Origin of the sequence: Roseovarius tibetensis (assembly GCF_050896375.1) — a bacterium.
GTDB classification, from domain to species: domain Bacteria; phylum Pseudomonadota; class Alphaproteobacteria; order Rhodobacterales; family Rhodobacteraceae; genus Roseovarius; species Roseovarius tibetensis.
The window spans coordinates 60,770-79,898 of record NZ_JBPBBB010000011.1 but is presented as its reverse complement, the minus strand read 5'-3'; the positions used below and the strand labels follow the sequence as shown (position 1 = coordinate 79,898).

Sequence of the window (19,129 nt, the reverse complement as noted above, 5' to 3'; positions counted from 1 at the left end):
AAGCCTGACGGAAAAACCCCGGCGCGCGGGGTTGACCTTTCCCGGACCCGGCCACCATGTATGGTGCACAGGATTTCAACATCAACGAACAGGGGGAAACCCATGGCTTTCGAACTTCCCGATCTTCCGTATTCCCACGACGCGCTCGCCGATCACGGCATGAGTCGCGAGACGCTGGAATATCACCACGACATTCACCACAAGGCCTATGTCGATAACGGCAACAAGGCGATTTCCGGCACCGAATGGGAAGGCAAGCCCGTCGAAGAGATCATCAAGGGGACGTATGACCCCAAGTCGGTCGCGCAGTCGGGCATTTTCAACAATGCCTCGCAATACTGGAACCATAATCAGTTCTGGGAGATGATGGCGCCCGGCGGCACCAAGATGCCGGGCGAGGTCGAAAAGGCGATCAACGACGCATTCGGCGGTTTCGACCAGTTCAAGGAACAGTTTGCAGCGGCCGGTGTCGGGCAGTTCGGATCGGGCTGGGCGTGGCTCGTCAAGGACACCGATGGCAGCGTGAAGATCACCAAGACCGAGAACGGCGTGAACCCGCTCTGCTTCGGTCAGACGGCGCTTCTGGGCTGCGACGTGTGGGAGCATTCCTACTACATCGATTTCCGCAACAAGCGTCCCGCCTATATCAACAACTTCCTCGACAACCTCGTGAACTGGGAAAACGTCGCGTCGCGCATGTGACACCTGACGTGCCGACATGATAACAGGCCCCGTCGGCACGTGTCGGCGGGGCCTTCCCTTTCGCGTCGGCTGATCCCGATCAATGCAGGGTCGCCGCATCGCGACTATCATCGAGCACGAGACAAAGGAGGATCGGAACATGGCCGTATTGACCAATGGAACGTGGGTGCTGATCGCGGATGGCGAAAAGGCGCTTTTCCTGCGCAACACCGTCGATGCCATATCCCCCACGTTGGAGGTTGTCAGCAAGAGCGAACAGGACAATCCGTCTGACTATGACCAGTCCGCCAACCGCCCCGGCCGCAAGCGCGATCCCGGCACCGGGCAAAGCTCGGCGATGGAGGATACCGACTGGCACGAACTGGCCAAGGAACGCTTCGCGCACGACCTTGCCGACATTCTATACAAACACGCGCATCGCGGCGATTTCGACCGGATCGTGCTGGTCGCCGCACCGCATGTTCTTGGCGATCTGCGCGATCACCTGCACAGGGCGGTGCGCGACAAGGTGGTGGCCGAAATCCCCAAGGATCTCGCCAACCATCCCCTCGACAAGGTTGAAAGCATGCTCAAGGCAGAGCTGGACCCGAAACTCTAGCTGTGTGCCCCGCACCGCCCCTTGGCGCCCCCGCCGACCGGGCGAACACTGCGTACGCTTTCGGCTTGCCCTGACCGGTCAGACAGGGCAGCACTGGGGCGGGTAGCCAAGCGGGGGACGACACGGTGATGCGCGAGCAAACCAAGGGCATCATCGCGATGGTCGCCACCTGCACGGTCTGGGGCCTGTCGGGGATCTATTACAAGCTTCTGGATCATATCCAGCCCATCGAGATCCTTGCGCATCGCACCCTCTGGTCCTGCGCGTTCTTTGCTTTCGTGCTGTTTCTTCAGGGACGGATTTCGGTTCTGGGCCAAGCGCTTGGCGCACGTCGGCAGCTTTTCTCGATCGCTCTGGCGGCGCTGATGATCTCGATCAACTGGTTCGTTTTCATCACCTCGATCCATGTGGGTCGCGCGATGGAGGCGTCACTGGGCTATTACATCTTTCCGCTTGTTGCTGTCTTGCTTGGCGCGATCGCCTTTCGCGAACGGCTGGGCCGCGCACAGCTTTTCGCTGTCGCGCTTGCGCTCTGCGCGGTGGTGACCCTGACCGCGGGGCTTGGCGTGCCGCCCTGGATCTCGCTTGTCCTTGCATGCAGCTTTGGGCTGTATGGCCTGGTAAAAAAGGGGCTTTCGGTCGGACCTGTGGCCTCTGTCACCGCCGAGGTTCTGTTGCTGTCCCCGATCGCGCTGACCGTGTTATGGTATTATCATACCGGCCCCGGCGGGGCTTTCGGTACCAATTGGCGTGACAGCCTTCTCTTGGCGTTTTCGGGTATCCTGACGGGCGCGCCACTGATCATGTTCAGCTACGCGACCAAGCGCATCACGCTGGCCACGGTGGGTCTGGTACAATACCTGAACCCCAGCCTGCAATTTCTTGTCGCGACACTGCTTTTTCAGGAAGTTTTCAGCTTCTGGCATGCCATCGCCTTTGCGATGATCTGGACGGCGCTGGCGATCTACACCACCGCCAGCCTGCGTCAGGACAGGGCCGCGCGCAGAGCGATCCTCAAATCCTGAACCGTATCAACGGGTTGCACGAAACGGCCAAGGCTTTCATCGGCAAAGCCTTCAGCGATCACATGCTGGATCATGGTCATCAACGGTGCCCAATAATCTTCTGTATTCAAAAGGAAAACGGGTTTTTCATGCAAGCCGAGCTGACGCCATGTCAGCACCTCGAAAAACTCGTCCAGCGAGCCCGCGCCACCGGGCAGGACGACGATCGCATCCGAGTTCATGAACATCACCTTCTTGCGTTCATGCATGGTTTCGGTCACGACATATTGCGTCAGATCGCGTTTGCCGGATTCGACATTCACCAGATGTGCGGGGATCACGCCGAATGTGACGCCGCCCGCCGTCTGCGCCGCGCGCGCCGTCGCCCCCATCAGCCCCACATCCCCGGCCCCGTAGACCAGTCGCCATCCGTTTTCCGCCAACATCGTTCCCGTCGCCGTCGCGGCGTCCATATACGAGGGGCGCCTGCCGGCGCGCGCGCCGCAGAATACGCAGACGGAACGTGGTGTCATCCGGGTCTCCAAGCTTGATAACGGTTCGGTCCGAACCTGATATCCGGCCTCGCGCCTGCGAGCAATATCGGGTCTGCGCCCCTTATGGACTATCGCGGTGCCCGAACGTGATCCGGGCGTTCATGACGCACGCGCAATGATCCCCATGCGATCCTGTCGCGGGCTGGTCATTCGGCGTGGCGGGGGCTAGGTCTCGGGTCAGTCAAGCGAAAGACCAAGCCAGACATGAACACCTCCGATGGAACACTGCCCCCGGCGCCGCGCAGCGGATGGCTTACGATCCGGCGTGTCGCCCCGTTCTTGTGGCCTGCGGACCAACCATGGGTCCGAAAGCGGGTGGTCTTCGCCGTGCTTCTTCTGGTCGCGGCCAAGTTCATCGCCGTCGGCACGCCGTTCTTCTACAAGGCGGCGGTCGATGCGCTTGCGGGCGAGGGCCGGGATGCGGCGTGGATGCTGGGCGCCGGGGCAGTGGGGCTGACCGTCGCCTACGGCATGGCGCGTCTGCTGAACACCGGGTTCCAGCAATTGCGCGACGCGGTCTTCGCGCGGGTGGCGCAGCGGGCGCTGCGGGCGCTTGCGCTGCAGACCTTTCAGCACATCCACGCGATGTCCATGCGCTATCACATCACGCGCAAGACCGGCGGGCTCAGCCGGATCATAGAACGCGGCGTGAAGGGCGTGGACTTCTTGTTGCGGTTTCTGCTGTTCTCGATCGGGCCGCTGGTGCTGGAGCTGCTGCTGGTTGGTATCGTGCTGTGGACGTTGTTCGATATCTGGTACCTGGTCGTGGTGGCCGGGGTGATCGCGGCCTATACCTGGTTCACCTTCAAGGTGACCGAATGGCGTGTGCGCCTGCGGCGCGAGATGAACGATCAGGATACGGACGCCAATCAAAAGGCCGTCGACAGCCTGCTGAACTACGAGACGGTCAAGTATTTCGGGGCCGAGGCACGCGAGGCAGAGCGCTATGATGCCGCCATGGCGGGATACGAGCGCGCGGCCCTTCAGACTGCGCACTCGCTGGCGTTCCTGAATTTCGGGCAATCCGTGCTGATCACCGGCGGTCTGGTTATCGTGATGGTCATGGCTGCGGTTGGTGTGCAGAATGGCAACATGACGGTAGGTGATTTCGTCATGGTCAATTCCTACATGATCCAGATCACCATGCCGCTCAATTTTCTGGGCACGGTCTACCGCGAGATCCGGCAGGCCCTGGTCGACATGGGCGAGATGTTCGAACTGCTGGAACGGGACCCGGACATCACGGAAAAGCCGGACGCACAGCCGCTTGATGTCGGCGATGCCGCGCTTCGATTTGATGCGGTGACATTCGGATACGATGCCGCGCATCCCATCCTGAAAGGCGTGACGCTGGACGTGAAGCCCGGCCAGACGCTGGCGGTGGTGGGACCGTCGGGGGCAGGAAAATCGACGATCGGGCGGCTTCTGTTCCGGTTCTACGATGTGCAATCGGGGGCGATCCGCATCGACGGGCAGGATGTGCGCGATGTTACGCTGGACAGCCTGCATGATGCCATCGGCGTTGTGCCGCAGGACACGGTGCTGTTCAACGACACGATCGGCTACAATATCGCCTATGGGCGCGCCGGGGTCGATCAGTCCGAGATCGAGGACGCAGCACGCGCCGCGCAGATCCATGACTTCATCGCGGGGCTGCCCGACGGCTACGACACCCAGGTCGGCGAGCGCGGGCTGAAGCTGTCGGGAGGCGAGAAGCAGCGCGTCGGGATCGCGCGCACCTTGCTGAAAAATCCGCCCATCCTGTTGCTCGACGAGGCGACCAGCGCGCTCGATACCCAGACGGAAGGCGAAATCCAGGACGCCCTTGCGCGCGCCGCGAAGGGGCGCACCGTGGTGATGATCGCGCACCGTCTTTCGACCGTGGCCGGGGCCGACAAGATCGCCGTTCTCGACAACGGGGTCGTGATCGAGGAAGGCACGCATCACGATCTTCTGGCCCGGCAGGGGCGCTATGCGGCATTGTGGCAGCGGCAGGCATCGGGACAGGACCAGGAAGTCGCCTGACATGTCACGCGACAGTTACGTTCGTTGCCTATGAGGGCTACAGAAGGACGCGCTATATCGGGCTTGCCAGCCACAAAACACGAGATATAGTCAGATCATCAGGGCCGCATCGGCCGCGCCACCTGCAACATGGGCCGCTAGAAGGGCATCGTGAAAGATGGACGGGGATTTCAGAACCGACTTCGTAAGAGAGCACGCAGCCTTGCGGCATTTTCCGGCACTGGTGTTGAACGCGGATTACAGGCCGCTGTCATACTACCCCTTGTCCCTGTGGACATGGCAGGAAGCGGTCAAGGCTGCGTGGTCCGACCGGGTGGATATCGTCGCCGAATATGACCACTGGGTGCGCAGCCCGAGCACAGAGATACGAATACCCTCGGTCATCGTTCTCAGGGACTTTGTGAAACCTCAAAAGCGCGTGGCCTTCACGCGCTTTAATTTATTCCTGCGGGATGAATTCAGCTGCCAGTATTGCGGATCGAAGGGCGATCTTACGTTCGACCATGTTGTTCCGCGCGCTCGCGGGGGTGTCACAAGCTGGGAAAATGTCGTGGCCGCCTGCAGCAGATGCAACCTGCAGAAGGGATCGCGCAGCCTGCGCAAAGCGGGGATGAGCCTGCAAAAGCCACCCTTGGCCCCCGAGGCCGAGCAGTTGCGCAACATGGGCCGCAAGTTTCCCCCCAATCACCTGCACGAAAGCTGGCTGGATTTCCTGTACTGGGATGCCGAGCTGGAGGCGTAAACCGCCTCACACACTAGGCAATGACAGCTGCGCGACTGTTGCACAGATCACAACCGGGCGCGTCCGTCCGTGGCGACCGAGCCGCATCCACCCGGTGGGCCGGGATTACGCCTGTGTGTTGTCTGCGGGCTTGGGCTGTGCCGGCTTGCTCTCGGGCTGTTTCGCGGCGGGCTGTTGCGACGGTGTCGGGGCCTGCGCCTGCGCCTGCTTGCCGCCCGACTTGCTGGCTGCCAGCGGGTCGTCCTGACGCTGCACGGATCCCTCGAAATGGGCACCGCTTTCGATCGCGATGGTCTTGTGAATGATATCGCCCTCGACCCGTGCGGTGGATGTCAGCCGCACCTTGAGACCGCGCACGCGTCCGACGATTCGGCCATTGATCACCACGTCATCGGCGATCACCTCGCCCTTGACCGTCGCCCCCTCACCGATGGTCAGAAGGTGGGCACGAATGTCGCCTTCGATCGTGCCCTCGACCTGAATGTCCCCGGTGGTCTTGAGATTGCCGATGACATGAAGGTCAGACGAGAGCACGGAGGCGGGCGGCTTGGATTTGGGTGCCTGAGCCTTGAACTCGCCCGCGGCGCCGCTGTCGGCCTGCGCGGTATCCCGGCGCGGCTCTGGCGTTGCCGGTTTCGCATCGCCGGACTTCTGGGCGGGCTCGTTGATCTTGCTCTTAGAAAACATTTTTCGCTGCCTTGATGTAGGTCATGGGGTTGGTGGCCTTGTCGTCCACGCGAATCTCGTAATGAAGATGGGTGCCAGTGGAACGTCCGGTATTTCCCATATCACCGATTCTGTCCCCGCGCGAGACCCTTTGTCCGGGCTTGACCCGGATTCGGGACATGTGCGCGTAGCGCGTCTCTATGCCGAATTCGTGTTCGATCTTCACCAGGCGGCCATAGCCCGACTGCCAGCCCGCGTGGCTGACCACGCCATCCGCGGTCGCCAGGATCGGTGTGCCGTGTGCTCCGGCGTAGTCGGTGCCCTTGTGCATCCGTCCCCACCGCATGCCATACCCCGATGTCAGGCGGACGCCGGATTTGACGGGCATCGCGAACGGCGTTTTCTCGGCGGCAAGCCGGTAGAGGTTCAGTTCGTCCAATCGCCCGAGAATGCGGTTGGCCCGTTGGGCATCGGGCGAAAGCGTGCCTTCGCCACGGGTGGAAAAAGATGCCGGCAGGTCCGGACCGCCCTGCCCGGAATAGGCGCGTCTGACAGTGTCGAGCAGCCGGTCGGTATCCAGCCCGGCCTTGCGGAACATCGCGTCGAGGGGCTCGACAGAGATTGCGACCGCGTCTTCGAGCTGCCGGAATATCTCGTCGTTGCGATCGCGCAAAAGGCGCAGCTCGTGGGCGATGTCGTCGGCCCGGACGAGGGCCGCCTCGGCGTCGGCGATGGTCTGGTCGCGCGCCTGTGCCGTGTCTTCGAGCGCGGCTGCAAGGAAATCGACCGTCTCGTCACGCTCTTCGGTGTCACGTTGGCCCGTTGCCGCGCCGTTGCCTTGTGCGATCCGGTCTGCAAGCTGCTGTGCCTTGCGGGTCGCGGCCTCGCGTTCGGTCATGGTCCGCCGCAACGTCGCCTGGATGACCTCGATCCCGGTTTCCAGTTCGCGCCGACGGGTCTCTGACTCGAGCAGATCCGATTGCATCGCCGAGATCCGTTCGAGCGCGTAGCTGAACCGATCCTGCGCCGCGCGCGCCTCTCGCGCCCGCGCATCACGCTCGGACGCCAAGGTGTTCAGGCGACTTTCGTAGGTTTGCAGGTCGCGCTTGGACTGTTCCCGGAAATTGCCGGCGCCGATGGCGTCCATGGCCAGGATTGATGTCGCGATTATGGCCCAGCCCACGATCGCAGCCGCGCCACCCCCCGCGACCAGCTGTGTGACAGGGCCCAATCGTATGAACCGTGTGTCCGTGTCAGAGCGCATGAAAACCCGTCTTTCGGGTACGTAACGCTCTAGGGTGTCGTGGAATTTCATCTGCAGTCGTTTTATCACGCTGTCTGTTTCCTCGTGTCTTTCCTGTCGCATGGCGCTGTTGCCCGCACCGCCACGCGTCCTGTTACACGCTTAGACATTGATTAAAACGGCGGCAAGAATTTCGAGCCGTCAGGCGCGCGCGACAGGCCTTTTCCCGCCCAGTTGGCGGAAAATCGCTTATTTTGGCCCGTCAAATACAACCTTAGATTGTAAAATTGCACAAATCACGCACAAGACGACGGTCTATCGCCGCCTACAGGCCGCGCACGGCCTCAAGCACCTCTTCCGCATGTCCGGGCACCTTGACCTTGCGCCAGACGCGCGCGATGCGGCCTGTGCCGTCGATCAGGAAGGTGGACCTCTCGATCCCGAAGAACTTTTTGCCGTACATGTTCTTTTCCTTCCACACGCCGTAGGCCTCGCACACGGCGTCGTCCGCGTCCGACAGAAGCGGTACGGCAAGGTCGTGCTTGTCGCGAAACTTCTCGTGGCTGGCGACGCTGTCCTTCGAAATCCCGATCACGGCAGCCCCGGCCGCGTCGAATTCGGATTTCATCCCGGAAAAGGCGACGGCCTCCTTGGTGCAACCCGACGTGTCGTCGCGCGGATAAAAGAACAGCACCACCGGGCCGGGCCGCAGGTCCGACAGTGTCATGCTGTCGCCGCCGTCGCGGGGCAGGGTGAAATCGGGGGCGATATCGGAAGTTTCGGGCATTGCGCGTCCTCTTGTTGCGAAGCTTCGCGTTTCACAATAACGCACGCCAAGCGATAATAAAGCCGCATCCCCGAATAACCGAATGCACAGATGAAGCTCAGCGATTTCGATTTCGATCTTCCCGAGGCGTTGATCGCCACGCGGCCCGCGCGGCCGCGCAGGTCCGCGCGCCTTCTCGTGGCCGAGGGTGACGCGATCACCGACGCCATCGTGGCCGACCTGGGGCAGTGGCTGCGCGCGGGTGACCGCCTTGTGCTGAACGACACAAGGGTCATTCCCGCGCGGCTGAGCGGATACCGCCACCGGGGGGCGGGTCCGGCGGCGACGCGCGCCCGGATCGAGGTCACCCTGCTGGAGCCGCAGGCGGATGGCACGTGGTCGGCGCTGGTCAAGCCGCTCAAGAAGGTCGCGATCGGTGAGGCTATCGTCTTTTCCGACACGCTGTCGGCCGTGCTTGAAGCGCGCGATGACGGGCAGGGGCGGCTGCGGTTCAACCTGACCGGCGACGATTTCGATGCCGCACTGGATGCGGCGGGCGCCATGCCCCTGCCGCCCTATATCGCGTCACGCCGCCCCGCCGATGCGCAGGACCGCGAGGATTACCAGACCGTCTGGGCGCGCGTCACGGGGGCGGTGGCGGCCCCGACGGCGTCACTGCATTTCGACGCGGATCTGTTGCACGAACTGGCGGACAAGGGCGTGACCGTCAGCTACGTCACGCTGCATGTCGGCGCGGGCACGTTCCTGCCCGTCAAGGTCGAGGATGTGACAACCCACAGGATGCATGCCGAGTGGGGCGAGGTCAGCGCAGAGGCCGCGGCCGAGATCAACGCCACTCGCCGCGCCGGCGGACGGATCATCCCGGTGGGCACCACGGCCCTGCGCCTGATCGAGACCGCGGCCCGCGATACCGGAGAGATCGCGGCCTGGTCGGGCGATACCGACATCTTCATCTATCCCGGATTCGAGTTTCGCATCGCCGACGGGCTGATGACCAATTTCCACCTGCCGAAATCGACATTGATGATGCTGGTCGCGGGCTTCATGGGTCCGCAGCGGATCAGGCGGATCTACGCCCATGCCGTTGCGCAACGTTACCGTTTCTTCTCTTACGGCGACGCTTCGCTATTGCTTCCGACCCCGCCGGATGACACCCGGAACCACCACGCGACAGACTGAGTCGCGAATGGCACAGACTGGTCAGCCCGGCGCATGTAGCGTTGCGGGCAAGCGCGTGGAAAACAACGATGTTTCGGGTATTGACAGGCGCTTGGGCGCTGTTTCTGGGTATGATGCTCTTGCAGGTCGGCAACGGCATGCAGGGGACATTGCTGGGCATTCGCGGCGCGATCGAAGGGTTCACGACGCTTGAGTTGTCGGTCATCATGTCCGCCTATTTCGTGGGGTTCCTGTTCGGGTCGCGCCTCGCCCCGCAGATGATCCGCCGGGTCGGGCATGTGCGGGTTTTTGCCGCGCTCGGATCGATGATCTCGGCTGTGATGATCCTGTACCCGACGGTGACCGATCCCTGGGCCTGGGCCATCGGCCGTGTGGTGATCGGGTTCTGTTTCTCGGGCGTGTTCGTGACGGCCGAAAGCTGGCTGAACAATACCGCGACGAACGGGACGCGCGGCAAGGCGCTGTCGGCCTACATGATCGTGCAGATGGTGGGGCTGGTCACCGCGCAGGGGCTGATCGTGCTCGCCGATCCGGCGGGTTATGTCCTGTTCGTGATCCCTTGCGTGCTGGTCTCGCTGTCGTTCGCGCCGATCCTGCTGTCGGTCAGCCCGACACCGTCTTTCGAGACCACCAAGCCGTTGTCGCTGTTTCAGATCATGAAGATCTCGCCGCTCGGCTGTGTCGGCATGTTCCTGACCGGTGGTGTTTTCGCGGCGCAATTCGGCATGGCGGCGGTCTATGGGTCCGAGGCGGGCCTGACCGTCGAGCAGATCTCTATCTTTGTCGCGTCATTCTACGTGGCAGCCGTTGTCGCGCAATATCCGCTTGGCTGGCTTTCGGACCGGATGGATCGCCGCATCCTCATCGCGATCGTGTCGCTCATCACCGGTATCGGGGCGGTGATCGGCATGATGCTGGGGGATATCTTCTGGTTCCTGCTGCTGGCCTCGGTTCTGATCGGCGGATCGTCGAACCCGCTCTATTCGTTGCTCATCGCCTATACCAACGACTTTCTGGACCACGACGACATGGCGGCCGCGGCGGGCGGCATGTTGTTCATCAACGGGTTCGGCGCGATCGCCGGACCGCTGATGCTGGGGTGGATGATGGGGATCATCGGGCCGGGGGGGTATTTCCTTTATATCGCCATTCTGATGTTCGCGATGGTGGTCTATGCGGTCTACCGGATGACACAACGCCCCGGCCAAGGCGTGTCGCCGACCGACAGTTACGCGCCGGTGATGCCCTCTGCGTCGCCCGTCGCGGTCGAGTTTGCGCAAGAAATCGCCGTCGAGGCTGCGCAAAACGAAAAAGCGGCATGATTCGAGTGATTCCAAGCCTTTTGAATTATTAAGTTACTTTCAAAACGAAGCAGACGCGGGTTAACGTCATCACAGTGTTACAGGGAGATGAGGAGTATCCCGATGGTGTCGCCCGATGAGGTTCTCGAGTTCTGGCTGGACGAGGTCGGTCCGGACGGTTGGTACAAATCGTCCGAAGATCTGGACGCGACGGTGCGTGACAGGTTCCAGACCGGTTGGGAGAACGCGCGCGCCGGCGCGTGCAGTCTCTGGCTGACATATCCGACGGGCACGCTCGCCTACATCATCCTGACGGATCAGTTCCCGCGCAACATGTTCCGCGGGGACGCGCGGGCCTTCTCGACAGACACGGCCGCACTGGCGGCCGCCAAGGTGGCGATCAATCGGGGCTGGGATCTGAGGATCGACGAACCGGCGCGGCAATTCTTCTACCTGCCGCTCATGCATTCCGAGAACCTCTGCGATCAGGATCGCTGCGTACGCCTGATCTGCGAACGCATGCCCGAGCAAGGCCCCGACAACATGGTGCATGCCCGCGCGCACCGAGAGGTGATCCGTCGGTTCGGGCGCTTTCCCTACAGGAACGACGCGCTTGGCCGGAGTTCGACCGCGCCTGAGCGTGCCTTCACCGCAGAGGGTGGATACGGCGCGGTCCTGCGCGAGGTGATGGAAGCCGCGTGATCCGCGCGCTCGCGACCATCGACATCATCCAACGGATATCGACCGACCGCGGCCTGCGCGTTGTCGCCGTGCGCAACATGGTCTAACGTCACCGTCACAGGGCAGCTCGGAGGAGGCAGATGGCGTTGAAACGTTTTGACATGATCGTCATGGGGGCCGGGCCGGGCGGCTACGTCGCCGCCATCCGGGGGGCGCAACTCGGGCTCAAGGTCGCAATTGTCGAGCGTGAGCACATGGGCGGCATCTGCCTGAACTGGGGGTGTATCCCGACCAAGACGATGTTGCGCTCGTCCGAGGTGTTTCACCTGATGCACAGGGCCAACGAGTTCGGCCTGACCGCGACCGGCATCGACTTCGATCTCGACGCGGTGGTCAAGCGGTCGCGCGCGGTGGCCAAGCAGCTCAATTCCGGCGTCGCGCACCTGATGAAGAAGAACAAGATCACCGTCGTGATGGGCGAGGCCACGTTGCCGGCAGCGGGCCGTGTCAGCGTCAGGACCGAAAACGGTACCGAGGATCTTGCGGCAGACAGCATCATCGTGGCCACCGGCGCCCGCGCGCGCGAACTGCCGGGGCTCGAGGCCGATGGCGAGCTTGTCTGGACCTACAAGCACGCGCTCATGCCGCCGCGCATGCCGAAAAAGCTGCTGGTCATCGGCTCGGGCGCGATCGGAATCGAATTCGCCAGCTTCTACAACACCCTCGGGGCCGAGACGACCGTGGTCGAGGTGCAGGACCGCATCCTGCCCGTCGAGGACGCCGAGATTTCGGACTTTGCGCGCAAGGCCTTCGAAGCGCAGAAGATGACCATCAAGACGGGCGCCTCGGTGAAAAAGCTGGATCGCGGCAAGGGCACAGTCACCGCGCATATCGAAACCGGCGGCACGGTCGAAAAACACGATTTCGACACCGTGATCTCGGCCGTGGGGATCACCGCCAATACCGAAGGTCTCGGGCTGGAGGATCTCGGCGCCAGGATCGAGCGCAGCTTCGTGGTGACGGATGCGTATTGCCGCACGGGTGTCGAGGGTCTTTACGTGATCGGCGACGCGACCAACGGGCCGTGGCTGGCGCACAAGGCCAGCCACGAAGGCGTGATGGTGGCCGAGTTGATCGCCGGCGGCGCGCCGCATGCCGTGGATCCCGACAGCATCGCCGGCTGCACGTATTGCACGCCCCAGATCGCCAGCGTCGGCCTGACCGAGGCGCAGGCCAAGGAGCAGGGTTTCGACATCAAGGTCGGCCGCTTCCCGTTCATCGGCAACGGCAAGGCCATCGCCATGGGCGAGACCGAAGGCATGATCAAGACCGTGTTCGACGCCGCCACCGGCGCGCTTCTGGGCGCGCACATGATCGGGGCCGAGGTCACGGAACTGATCCAGGGCTACGTGGTGGGCCGTCAGCTGGAGACCACCGAAGAGGATCTGATGCAGGCGGTCTTCCCGCATCCGACGCTCAGCGAGATGATGCACGAGAGCGTACTCGATGCGTATGGGCGTGTGATCCACATGTGACGCCGCCTCAGGCGCCCTTGAAGTTCACCTCGCCCTCATGCTCCAGCGCGCGCTTGCGCGCCGGGGCCTCGGACGGGCGATCGTCGCGTTTGCGTTGCGACCGCAGCCGCCCGTACTGCCCGATCGCGATGGCAATCAGGATGATCGCGCCGCCGGGGATCAGGCCGGGGCCGGGATCCTCGCCCAGAAGCACCATGGCGATCAGGATCGCGGCCAGCGGCGAGAACGACGTGGCAAGCGACACGTCGCCCGACCGCGCGTTCTTCAGCGCGAGCGCCCAGGCGAACTGCCCGCCGATCACCACGATCAGCGCGTAGATCCAGACATATTGCCAGACCAGCGGGTGAAACACGTCCTGAAAATGCAGCGGGCCGAACAGGTAGATGGCAAGGAAGAAGTAAAAGATCGTGCCGACCAGGGTACGGTAGATCGCGAAAATGCCCATCGGGATGCCGCGCAGCCCAGTGCGCGCCACCAATGTCGAGGCGATGTAGGACAACGTCGCCAGAAGCGCCCCGATCTCGCCCTTGCCCAGTTCGAACCCCCCGCCGCCATTGAGCCACAGCATCACTACGGCACCGCAGAGGGCGACAAGACCGCCGGCAAAGGCCCACGGCTCGAATTTCTCTTTCAGGAACAGCCAGGTGGCGAGCAGAAAGAGCGGCGGCTCGATCCGGCCCATGAGGACCACATTGGTCACGGTGGTCTGTTCCAGAGCGTAGAAGAACAGCCCCGGCGTCAGTGCCGAGGACAGAAACGCGGAAAGCGTCAGGATCATCCAGTGCGTGCGGGTGAGCTTGCGCAGGTTCTCCATCGTCCATTCGCGCCAGAACATGGCCGCCATCGGAACCAGCGACATCAGCGAGCCGAGGAAAAGCAGGTTGCAATAGGTGATGACATTACGGCCCATCACCTGGTTCTGTGCGCCGATCTCGGCCAGAAGCGAGACGATGGAATTGCCCGCGGCAAAGATGACCACCGCGACCCAGGCGAAGCCCGCGCCCAGAAGCACGCGCGGGGTGTCGCTGATCGTCTCGGTCGAGGTCTGGGTCATCTTCTGATCCTGTAAACATGGACTGTGACGCGGTGCCAGCTTGCGCCTTGCGCACCGGCTGCGCAAGCGCGCGCGGCACACGGTGGATCACGTTGCGTAAAGCGGGATGTCACATCGGCCCGCGCGGGCCATGGTGCGGTGATTTGTGGTTGTAATGCCGCGCCGCGCGGGCACACTTGGCACCCATATGCCTTCGCTGCGGATGGACCCCCGATGACCCAAGCGCCAGAGATCCCGACCACCGATTTCGTTACGATCTTCGACGACACCTACGACCGTCCCGATTGCCGCGCCTATTTCCGGATGATGGACGCGCTCGGTTACCGCAACCAGCATCACGCGGTCGTGGCGTTTCGGGCCGGTCTCGACGAGGTGATGCGCCTGCGCGAGATCGCGCGCCCGCGCGTGTTCGATTTCGCCAGCAGTTACGGGATCGTCAGCCTGCTGATGGGGCACGAGGTAAGCCTTGACGCGGTGTTCCGGCGCTACCGCGCGTCGCGTTTTGATGCCGCCACCCCGCAAGAGGTCATGGACTGGGATCGCGACTGGCTGGCCGGATTGCGCCGCGACGATGTAAGCATCCGCTTCGCCGGTCTGGACGTGATGCCCAATGCGGTGGCCTATGCCGGTACTGTCGGCCTGTTCGAGGCTGGCTTTGCCGAGGATCTGGAGACCGCCGACCCGTCCGAGGCGCTCGCCGCAGAGCTTGCAGAGGTGGACATGATCGTCGAATGCGGGTCGGTCGCGCAGCTGATGCCACGCGCGCTTGACCGGATGCTGACGGCCTGCGGGCCGCGAAAGCCGTGGCTGATGACCTCGCCCATCCGTGGCAATGAACGCAGCACGACAGACGCGGTGCTACGCGCGCACGGGCTGGTTCAGGAGGTTCTGCCGATCCCGCCCTTCGTGCATCGCCGGTTCGAGAACGCCGACGAGCAGGCCCGTGCCATCGAAAACGCCCGTGCGGCGGGGCACGACACTGACGGCGTCGAGACGACGGGGCACTTCCACGCGCAGGTGCTTCTGGCCCGCCCCGAGGACGAGCGGACGCCGCCTGAGACATGGCGCCTGCCGCTGGCCGCGGCCCCGCTGTCCGACAGGCTGTGACCTGTCACCCGACGCGGTAGGGCAGCACGCCCCGCTCGTCGGGTGTGACATGCAAGCGGCGTTCCAGCGGCGGCACGGCCCTCTGGTGGCAGTCCGTCCGCTCGCAGATGCGGCAGGAAATCCCGATCGGCTCGAACGCGCGGGCGTTGGTCACGTCGAGATCGTCGGCATAGACGAGATCGCCCGCGTGCTTGACCTCGCAGCCCAAGGCGATGGCGAAGCGCCGCACGGGGGCGCCGAAACTGCCCCCCGGCTTGCTGACATCGCAGGCCAGGCTGATATAGCGTACCCCGTCCGGGGTCTCGGCCAGTTGCCGCAGGAAGCGCCCCGGCGTCTCGAAGGCGCGGTGCACGTTCCACAACGGACAGGCCCCGCCGAACCGCGCGAATTGCAGCCGCGTCGCCGAATGGCGCTTGGTGATCGTCCCGGCCTGATCGACCCGCACGAAAAAGAACGGAATCCCCTTGGCGCCGGGGCGTTGCAGCGTCGAAAGCCGGTGGCAGACCTGCTCGACCGAGGCGCCGAAGCGCATGGCAAGCACCTCGACATCGTGCCGCACCTCCTGTGCAGCCGCGAGGAACCGGGTGTAGGGCATCAGTGCCGCGCCTGCGAAATAGTTGGCCAGCCCGATCTTTGCGATGTCGCGCGCCTGGTCCGACTGGAACCGCGCGAAATCGAGCGTCGCCTCGATCAGCGGGTCCTGCGTCAGCAGCGCCAGTTGCAGCAACAGTTGAAAGCGCCGGGTCTCGGGGGCGGCGCGCGCCGATAGCGTCAGGACATGCGCGTCGCGGTCGTGGTGGCGCAGGGTGGGCGTGTCGGCCTCGACCACGGTCACCCCAAGTTCGCCCAGACGGCGTACTGCCTGCGTCTCTGCCCCGATGCGCGGATCGCCGTCGGCAAAGCGTTCGGCGGCGTGATCGATGGCGTCCATGTAATTGTCACAATAGTGAAAGAAATCGCGCACCTCGTCCCACGGGCTGGCCTGTCCGCGCACATCCTCGCGGCCTAGCGCCGCATCGAGCGAGGCGAGGCGTTCATGCGTCTGCCGATACGTGCTGTGCAGTTCGAGAAACGCCCGTGCCAGTGCGGGCGCATTCGACGCCGTCAGCCGCAGATCGGCCAGCGGCGGCGGTTCTGCCCCGAACAGGGGATCGGCAAACGCCTCGCGCATGTCGGTGATCAGGCGTTCGGCATCGCCGGTGGACAACTCCGTGACGTCGAACCCGAATTCCTGCGCTAGCGCCAGAACCACCGTGGTCGAGACCGGGCGGTTGTTGTTCTCCATCTGGTTGAGATAGGGCAGCGACACACCAAGCTTGGCGGCGAAATCCTTTTGTGTCAGCCCGAGACGCTTGCGCGTCTCGCGCAATTTTACCCCGGCATAAAGTTTCTGGACCGCCATTGTCGCGCCTCGGTGTTTTTGCAGCTTAGCCACGTGTCACGATAGGTTTGCAAAGCCGGCAGGGCAAGCGCAACACGACAGGCGCGCCCCGTGGAGGCCCCTGTGTCTGCCAGATCCGCTCAGACGCCGATCTTTGGGCCAAGACACATCAGCGGCTCGCTGGATTTCTCGACCTCGTACAGCTCCGACATCTCGGGATCGCCCTCGAAACGCGCGATCAGGCCGTCGCTTGACCGCTCGAAGCTCCAGCATTGAGGGTCGGGGTTGTTTTCGTAGACGAAGCAGATCAGGCCATCGTCCTCGTACCAGTATCCGTCCTGACAGTCGCCGTCGAGAAACGACCACCGCACACGCCGGTCGTCGAGATATTCCTCGCCGCCATAGGGTGCGCCGCCCGCGCCGTAATAGAAGGTGTGTCCGCGGGTATAGGCGTCGAATTCCGCGGCGCTCATCTGGGCCAGGGCGGGATGACAGGGCGCGCATATCGCGGCCAGCAGGATAAGGCGTTTCATGTCCATGGATATGCCAGACCGGCCCGTGTCGTGCCAGCTAAAACCGGCGCCTGTCTCGGGGCCTGCGATATGCGTGGCGACCACGATCCGGCGCTTGTGCCGGATCATACCCCTTTACCCGATTGAATTGCCGGGCGTTGTGCCACACGGTCTTTCCAGACGCGGCGCGCGGGGACGGGATGCCTGGGAGATTCGCGGATCGGAACGCATCTGGCGGGGCAAACGTCGTTTTTGATCCCGCTGAGACGGTTGGGGAACGTTATCCCTTGGGTCAAGACAAGCGAGGAGTCCCAAATGGCACTGGATGAGCGCAAGGGCGTCTGGAAATCTGGCAAGGGCAAGGGGCGGCACACGCCCAAGGGCCGCCAGCTCGAGGATCAGGCATTGGACGAGGTGCGCGCGCTGCTGGGGAGCGGGCCGCGACGGCGCGATCTTCTGATCGAATACCTGCACCTGATACAGGACGCCCACGGCCATCTGTCGGCGGCGCATTTGCGGGCGCTGGCCGAAGAGATGCGCATTTCGCAGGCCGAGGTCTACGAGGTCGCGACGTTCTATGCGCATTTCGACGTGGTAAAGGAGGGCGAGACGCCGCCCCCTGCGCTGACCATTCGGGTCTGCGACTCGCTGTCATGCGAGATGGCCGGGGCGCAGCAGCTCAAATCGGCGCTTGAAGACGGGCTTGACAGATCGCAGGTGCGCGTCGTGCGCGCGCCCTGCATGGGCCGCTGCGACACCGCGCCGGTGCTGGAACTGGGCCACAACCATATCGATAAAGCGACGCCGGAAAAGGTGCAGGCGGCGATTGCGGCCGGGGATACGCATGCCCGAATTCCGCAATATCAGACCCTTGGCGACTACACCTCGACCGGCGGCTACGAGGTGCTGGCGCGGCTGCGCGCGGACGGCGATTTCGAGACGGTGCAACAGACGTTGCTTGACGCGGGTGTGCGCGGTCTTGGCGGCGCGGGCTTCCCGTCGGGCAAGAAATGGGGCTTCGTGCGCGCCGAGGCGGGCCCGCGCTACGTGGCCGTCAACGGCGACGAGGGCGAGCCGGGCACCTTCAAGGACCGCTATTACCTCGAACGCGAACCGCACGTCTTTCTTGAAGGGATGCTTGTCGCGGCCTGGGCCATCGAGGCCGAGACATGCTTCATCTACATGCGCGACGAATACCCCGCCGTGCTCGGGATTCTCGCCCGCGAGATCGCGGCGCTGGAGGAGGCAGGCCTCGTGTCGCCCGGATATATCGAGCTGCGCCGCGGCGCGGGCGCCTATATCTGCGGCGAGGAATCGGCGATGATCGAGTCGATCGAAGGCAAGCGCGGCCTGCCGCGCCATCGCCCGCCCTTCGTCGCGCAAGTGGGGGTGTTCAATCGCCCCACGCTGGTCAACAATGTGGAAACCCTGCACTGGGTCACGCGTGTCCTGCGCGAGGGCGGCGAGATCCTGTCGGGCGTGGAAAAGAACGGCCGCAGGGGTCTGCGCTCCTACTCGGTGTCGGGCCGGGTACAGAACCCCGGCGTACACCTGCTGCCGGCAGGATCGACCATCCGTGACATCATCGACGCTGCGGGCGGCATGGCGGATGGCCATGTCTTCAAAGCGTACCAGCCCGGCGGTCCCTCGTCGGGGTTGCTGCCTGCGGCGATGGACGACGTGCCGCTCGATTTCGACACGTTGCAGCCGCATGGCTCCTTCATCGGCTCGGCGGCGGTGGTGGTGTTGTCGGATCACGACCGCGCGCGCGATGCCGCCCTCAACATGCTGCGCTTTTTCGAGGATGAAAGCTGCGGACAATGCACGCCCTGCCGGGTGGGTTGCGAAAAGGCCGTGAAGCTGATGCAGGCCGACCGCTGGGATCAGCCGCTTCTGTCCGAGCTTTGCACGGCGATGACCGATGCCTCGATCTGCGGGCTTGGGCAGGCGGCCCCGAACCCGATTCGTCTGACGATGCAGCATTTCCCCGACGAGATCTGAGCGCGGCGCAGGCTTCCATATTCCATCGATCCGCATTAGGTGACAAGTATCACGCGG

Annotated in this window: 18 protein-coding genes; 11 read left to right on the top strand and 7 right to left on the bottom strand. The window is 63.5% G+C overall.

Annotation, left to right across the window (positions count from 1 at the left end):
* Positions 1-102 precede the first annotated feature (102 nt).
* From ACROSR_RS09705 to rarD, 3 genes are all read left to right on the top strand, one after another.
* The gene (locus ACROSR_RS09705) at positions 103-702 is read left to right on the top strand and encodes a superoxide dismutase (RefSeq protein WP_432684467.1); all 600 of its coding nucleotides are present in this window, start codon (positions 103-105) and stop codon (positions 700-702) included.
* 139 nt (positions 703-841) lie between these two features.
* Positions 842-1,300 (top strand): host attachment family protein, encoded by a 459-nt coding sequence (locus ACROSR_RS09700; RefSeq protein ID WP_432684465.1) that lies wholly within the window; start codon positions 842-844, stop codon positions 1,298-1,300.
* 128 nt (positions 1,301-1,428) lie between these two features.
* Entirely contained in the window at positions 1,429-2,325 is an 897-nt protein-coding gene (gene rarD, locus ACROSR_RS09695) for an EamA family transporter RarD (protein WP_432684463.1), read from the top strand.
* Here the strand turns inward: rarD and ACROSR_RS09690 are convergent.
* On the bottom strand, positions 2,286-2,837 hold the full coding sequence (locus ACROSR_RS09690) for an LOG family protein (protein ID WP_432684461.1): 552 nt from the start codon (positions 2,835-2,837) through the stop codon (positions 2,286-2,288). The two genes, rarD and ACROSR_RS09690, sit on opposite strands and share 40 nt — an antisense overlap.
* A gap of 225 nt (positions 2,838-3,062) precedes the next feature.
* Here ACROSR_RS09690 and ACROSR_RS09685 point away from each other — a divergent pair, with 225 nt between their 5' ends.
* Complete coding sequence (locus tag ACROSR_RS09685; RefSeq protein ID WP_432684459.1) at positions 3,063-4,883, top strand: ABCB family ABC transporter ATP-binding protein/permease; 1,821 nt, start codon at positions 3,063-3,065, stop codon at positions 4,881-4,883.
* Between the two features lie 157 nt (positions 4,884-5,040).
* Positions 5,041-5,625, top strand: coding sequence for an HNH endonuclease (locus tag ACROSR_RS09680; RefSeq protein ID WP_432684457.1), 585 nt, complete (start codon positions 5,041-5,043; stop codon positions 5,623-5,625).
* A gap of 105 nt (positions 5,626-5,730) precedes the next feature.
* On the opposite strand, the gene ACROSR_RS09675 is transcribed toward ACROSR_RS09680, so the two are convergent.
* The 3 genes from ACROSR_RS09675 to ACROSR_RS09665 all read right to left on the bottom strand — a co-directional run bounded on the left by ACROSR_RS09675 (position 5,731) and on the right by ACROSR_RS09665 (position 8,321).
* A complete protein-coding gene (locus tag ACROSR_RS09675) occupies positions 5,731-6,312 on the bottom strand; it encodes a bactofilin family protein (protein ID WP_432684455.1) in 582 nt (193 codons plus the stop codon).
* A complete protein-coding gene (locus ACROSR_RS09670) occupies positions 6,302-7,624 on the bottom strand; it encodes a DUF5930 domain-containing protein (RefSeq protein WP_432684453.1) in 1,323 nt (440 codons plus the stop codon). The genes ACROSR_RS09675 and ACROSR_RS09670 overlap by 11 nt, the downstream gene beginning before the upstream one ends.
* Before the next feature lie 235 nt (positions 7,625-7,859).
* Positions 7,860-8,321 (bottom strand): peroxiredoxin, encoded by a 462-nt coding sequence (locus ACROSR_RS09665; RefSeq protein ID WP_432684451.1) that lies wholly within the window; start codon positions 8,319-8,321, stop codon positions 7,860-7,862.
* A 90-nt stretch (positions 8,322-8,411) separates the two neighbouring features.
* Between ACROSR_RS09665 and queA the strand changes: the two genes are divergently transcribed.
* From queA to lpdA, 4 genes are all read left to right on the top strand, one after another.
* Positions 8,412-9,500: a tRNA preQ1(34) S-adenosylmethionine ribosyltransferase-isomerase QueA gene (gene queA, locus ACROSR_RS09660; protein ID WP_432684449.1), complete on the top strand. Its 1,089-nt coding sequence runs from the start codon at positions 8,412-8,414 to the stop codon at positions 9,498-9,500.
* A 68-nt stretch (positions 9,501-9,568) separates the two neighbouring features.
* Positions 9,569-10,822 carry an MFS transporter gene (locus ACROSR_RS09655; protein ID WP_432684447.1) on the top strand — a complete coding sequence of 418 codons (1,254 nt, stop codon included), beginning with the start codon at positions 9,569-9,571 and terminating at the stop codon, positions 10,820-10,822.
* A 102-nt stretch (positions 10,823-10,924) separates the two neighbouring features.
* Positions 10,925-11,503 carry a DUF924 family protein gene (locus tag ACROSR_RS09650; RefSeq protein WP_432684445.1) on the top strand — a complete coding sequence of 193 codons (579 nt, stop codon included), beginning with the start codon at positions 10,925-10,927 and terminating at the stop codon, positions 11,501-11,503.
* Between the two features lie 119 nt (positions 11,504-11,622).
* Positions 11,623-13,017, top strand: a complete 1,395-nt coding sequence (gene lpdA, locus ACROSR_RS09645) for a dihydrolipoyl dehydrogenase (protein WP_432684443.1) — start codon at positions 11,623-11,625, stop codon at positions 13,015-13,017.
* 7 nt (positions 13,018-13,024) lie between these two features.
* Here the strand turns inward: lpdA and ACROSR_RS09640 are convergent, their stop codons facing one another.
* Complete coding sequence (locus tag ACROSR_RS09640; RefSeq protein ID WP_432684441.1) at positions 13,025-14,071, bottom strand: DMT family transporter; 1,047 nt, start codon at positions 14,069-14,071, stop codon at positions 13,025-13,027.
* A 213-nt stretch (positions 14,072-14,284) separates the two neighbouring features.
* On the opposite strand from ACROSR_RS09640, the gene ACROSR_RS09635 reads away from it, so the two are divergent.
* Positions 14,285-15,178, top strand: a complete 894-nt coding sequence (locus tag ACROSR_RS09635) for a hypothetical protein (RefSeq protein ID WP_432684439.1) — start codon at positions 14,285-14,287, stop codon at positions 15,176-15,178.
* Between the two features lie 4 nt (positions 15,179-15,182).
* On the opposite strand, the gene ACROSR_RS09630 is transcribed toward ACROSR_RS09635, so the two are convergent.
* Complete coding sequence (locus tag ACROSR_RS09630) at positions 15,183-16,580, bottom strand: helix-turn-helix domain-containing protein (protein WP_432684437.1); 1,398 nt, start codon at positions 16,578-16,580, stop codon at positions 15,183-15,185.
* 119 nt (positions 16,581-16,699) lie between these two features.
* Positions 16,700-17,092 (bottom strand): hypothetical protein, encoded by a 393-nt coding sequence (locus ACROSR_RS09625; protein ID WP_432684534.1) that lies wholly within the window; start codon positions 17,090-17,092, stop codon positions 16,700-16,702.
* Between the two features lie 294 nt (positions 17,093-17,386).
* Here ACROSR_RS09625 and ACROSR_RS09620 point away from each other — a divergent pair, with 294 nt between their 5' ends.
* Positions 17,387-19,072 carry an NAD(P)H-dependent oxidoreductase subunit E gene (locus ACROSR_RS09620; RefSeq protein ID WP_432684435.1) on the top strand — a complete coding sequence of 562 codons (1,686 nt, stop codon included), beginning with the start codon at positions 17,387-17,389 and terminating at the stop codon, positions 19,070-19,072.
* Positions 19,073-19,129: the final 57 nt, after the last annotated feature.

Coding starts and splice junctions, on each gene's coding strand:
- ACROSR_RS09680 (WP_432684457.1), top strand. CDS start 5,041: ATGGACGGGGATTTCAGAACCGACTTCGTAAGAGAGCACGCAGCCTTG.
- ACROSR_RS09630 (WP_432684437.1), bottom strand. CDS start 16,580: ATGGCGGTCCAGAAACTTTATGCCGGGGTAAAATTGCGCGAGACGCGC.
- lpdA (WP_432684443.1), top strand. CDS start 11,623: ATGGCGTTGAAACGTTTTGACATGATCGTCATGGGGGCCGGGCCGGGC.
- queA (WP_432684449.1), top strand. CDS start 8,412: ATGAAGCTCAGCGATTTCGATTTCGATCTTCCCGAGGCGTTGATCGCC.
- ACROSR_RS09650 (WP_432684445.1), top strand. CDS start 10,925: ATGGTGTCGCCCGATGAGGTTCTCGAGTTCTGGCTGGACGAGGTCGGT.
- rarD (WP_432684463.1), top strand. CDS start 1,429: ATGCGCGAGCAAACCAAGGGCATCATCGCGATGGTCGCCACCTGCACG.
- ACROSR_RS09625 (WP_432684534.1), bottom strand. CDS start 17,092: ATGAAACGCCTTATCCTGCTGGCCGCGATATGCGCGCCCTGTCATCCC.
- ACROSR_RS09685 (WP_432684459.1), top strand. CDS start 3,063: ATGAACACCTCCGATGGAACACTGCCCCCGGCGCCGCGCAGCGGATGG.
- ACROSR_RS09640 (WP_432684441.1), bottom strand. CDS start 14,071: ATGACCCAGACCTCGACCGAGACGATCAGCGACACCCCGCGCGTGCTT.
- ACROSR_RS09665 (WP_432684451.1), bottom strand. CDS start 8,321: ATGCCCGAAACTTCCGATATCGCCCCCGATTTCACCCTGCCCCGCGAC.
- ACROSR_RS09620 (WP_432684435.1), top strand. CDS start 17,387: ATGGCACTGGATGAGCGCAAGGGCGTCTGGAAATCTGGCAAGGGCAAG.
- ACROSR_RS09675 (WP_432684455.1), bottom strand. CDS start 6,312: ATGTTTTCTAAGAGCAAGATCAACGAGCCCGCCCAGAAGTCCGGCGAT.
- ACROSR_RS09635 (WP_432684439.1), top strand. CDS start 14,285: ATGACCCAAGCGCCAGAGATCCCGACCACCGATTTCGTTACGATCTTC.
- ACROSR_RS09690 (WP_432684461.1), bottom strand. CDS start 2,837: ATGACACCACGTTCCGTCTGCGTATTCTGCGGCGCGCGCGCCGGCAGG.
- ACROSR_RS09655 (WP_432684447.1), top strand. CDS start 9,569: ATGTTTCGGGTATTGACAGGCGCTTGGGCGCTGTTTCTGGGTATGATG.
- ACROSR_RS09700 (WP_432684465.1), top strand. CDS start 842: ATGGCCGTATTGACCAATGGAACGTGGGTGCTGATCGCGGATGGCGAA.
- ACROSR_RS09705 (WP_432684467.1), top strand. CDS start 103: ATGGCTTTCGAACTTCCCGATCTTCCGTATTCCCACGACGCGCTCGCC.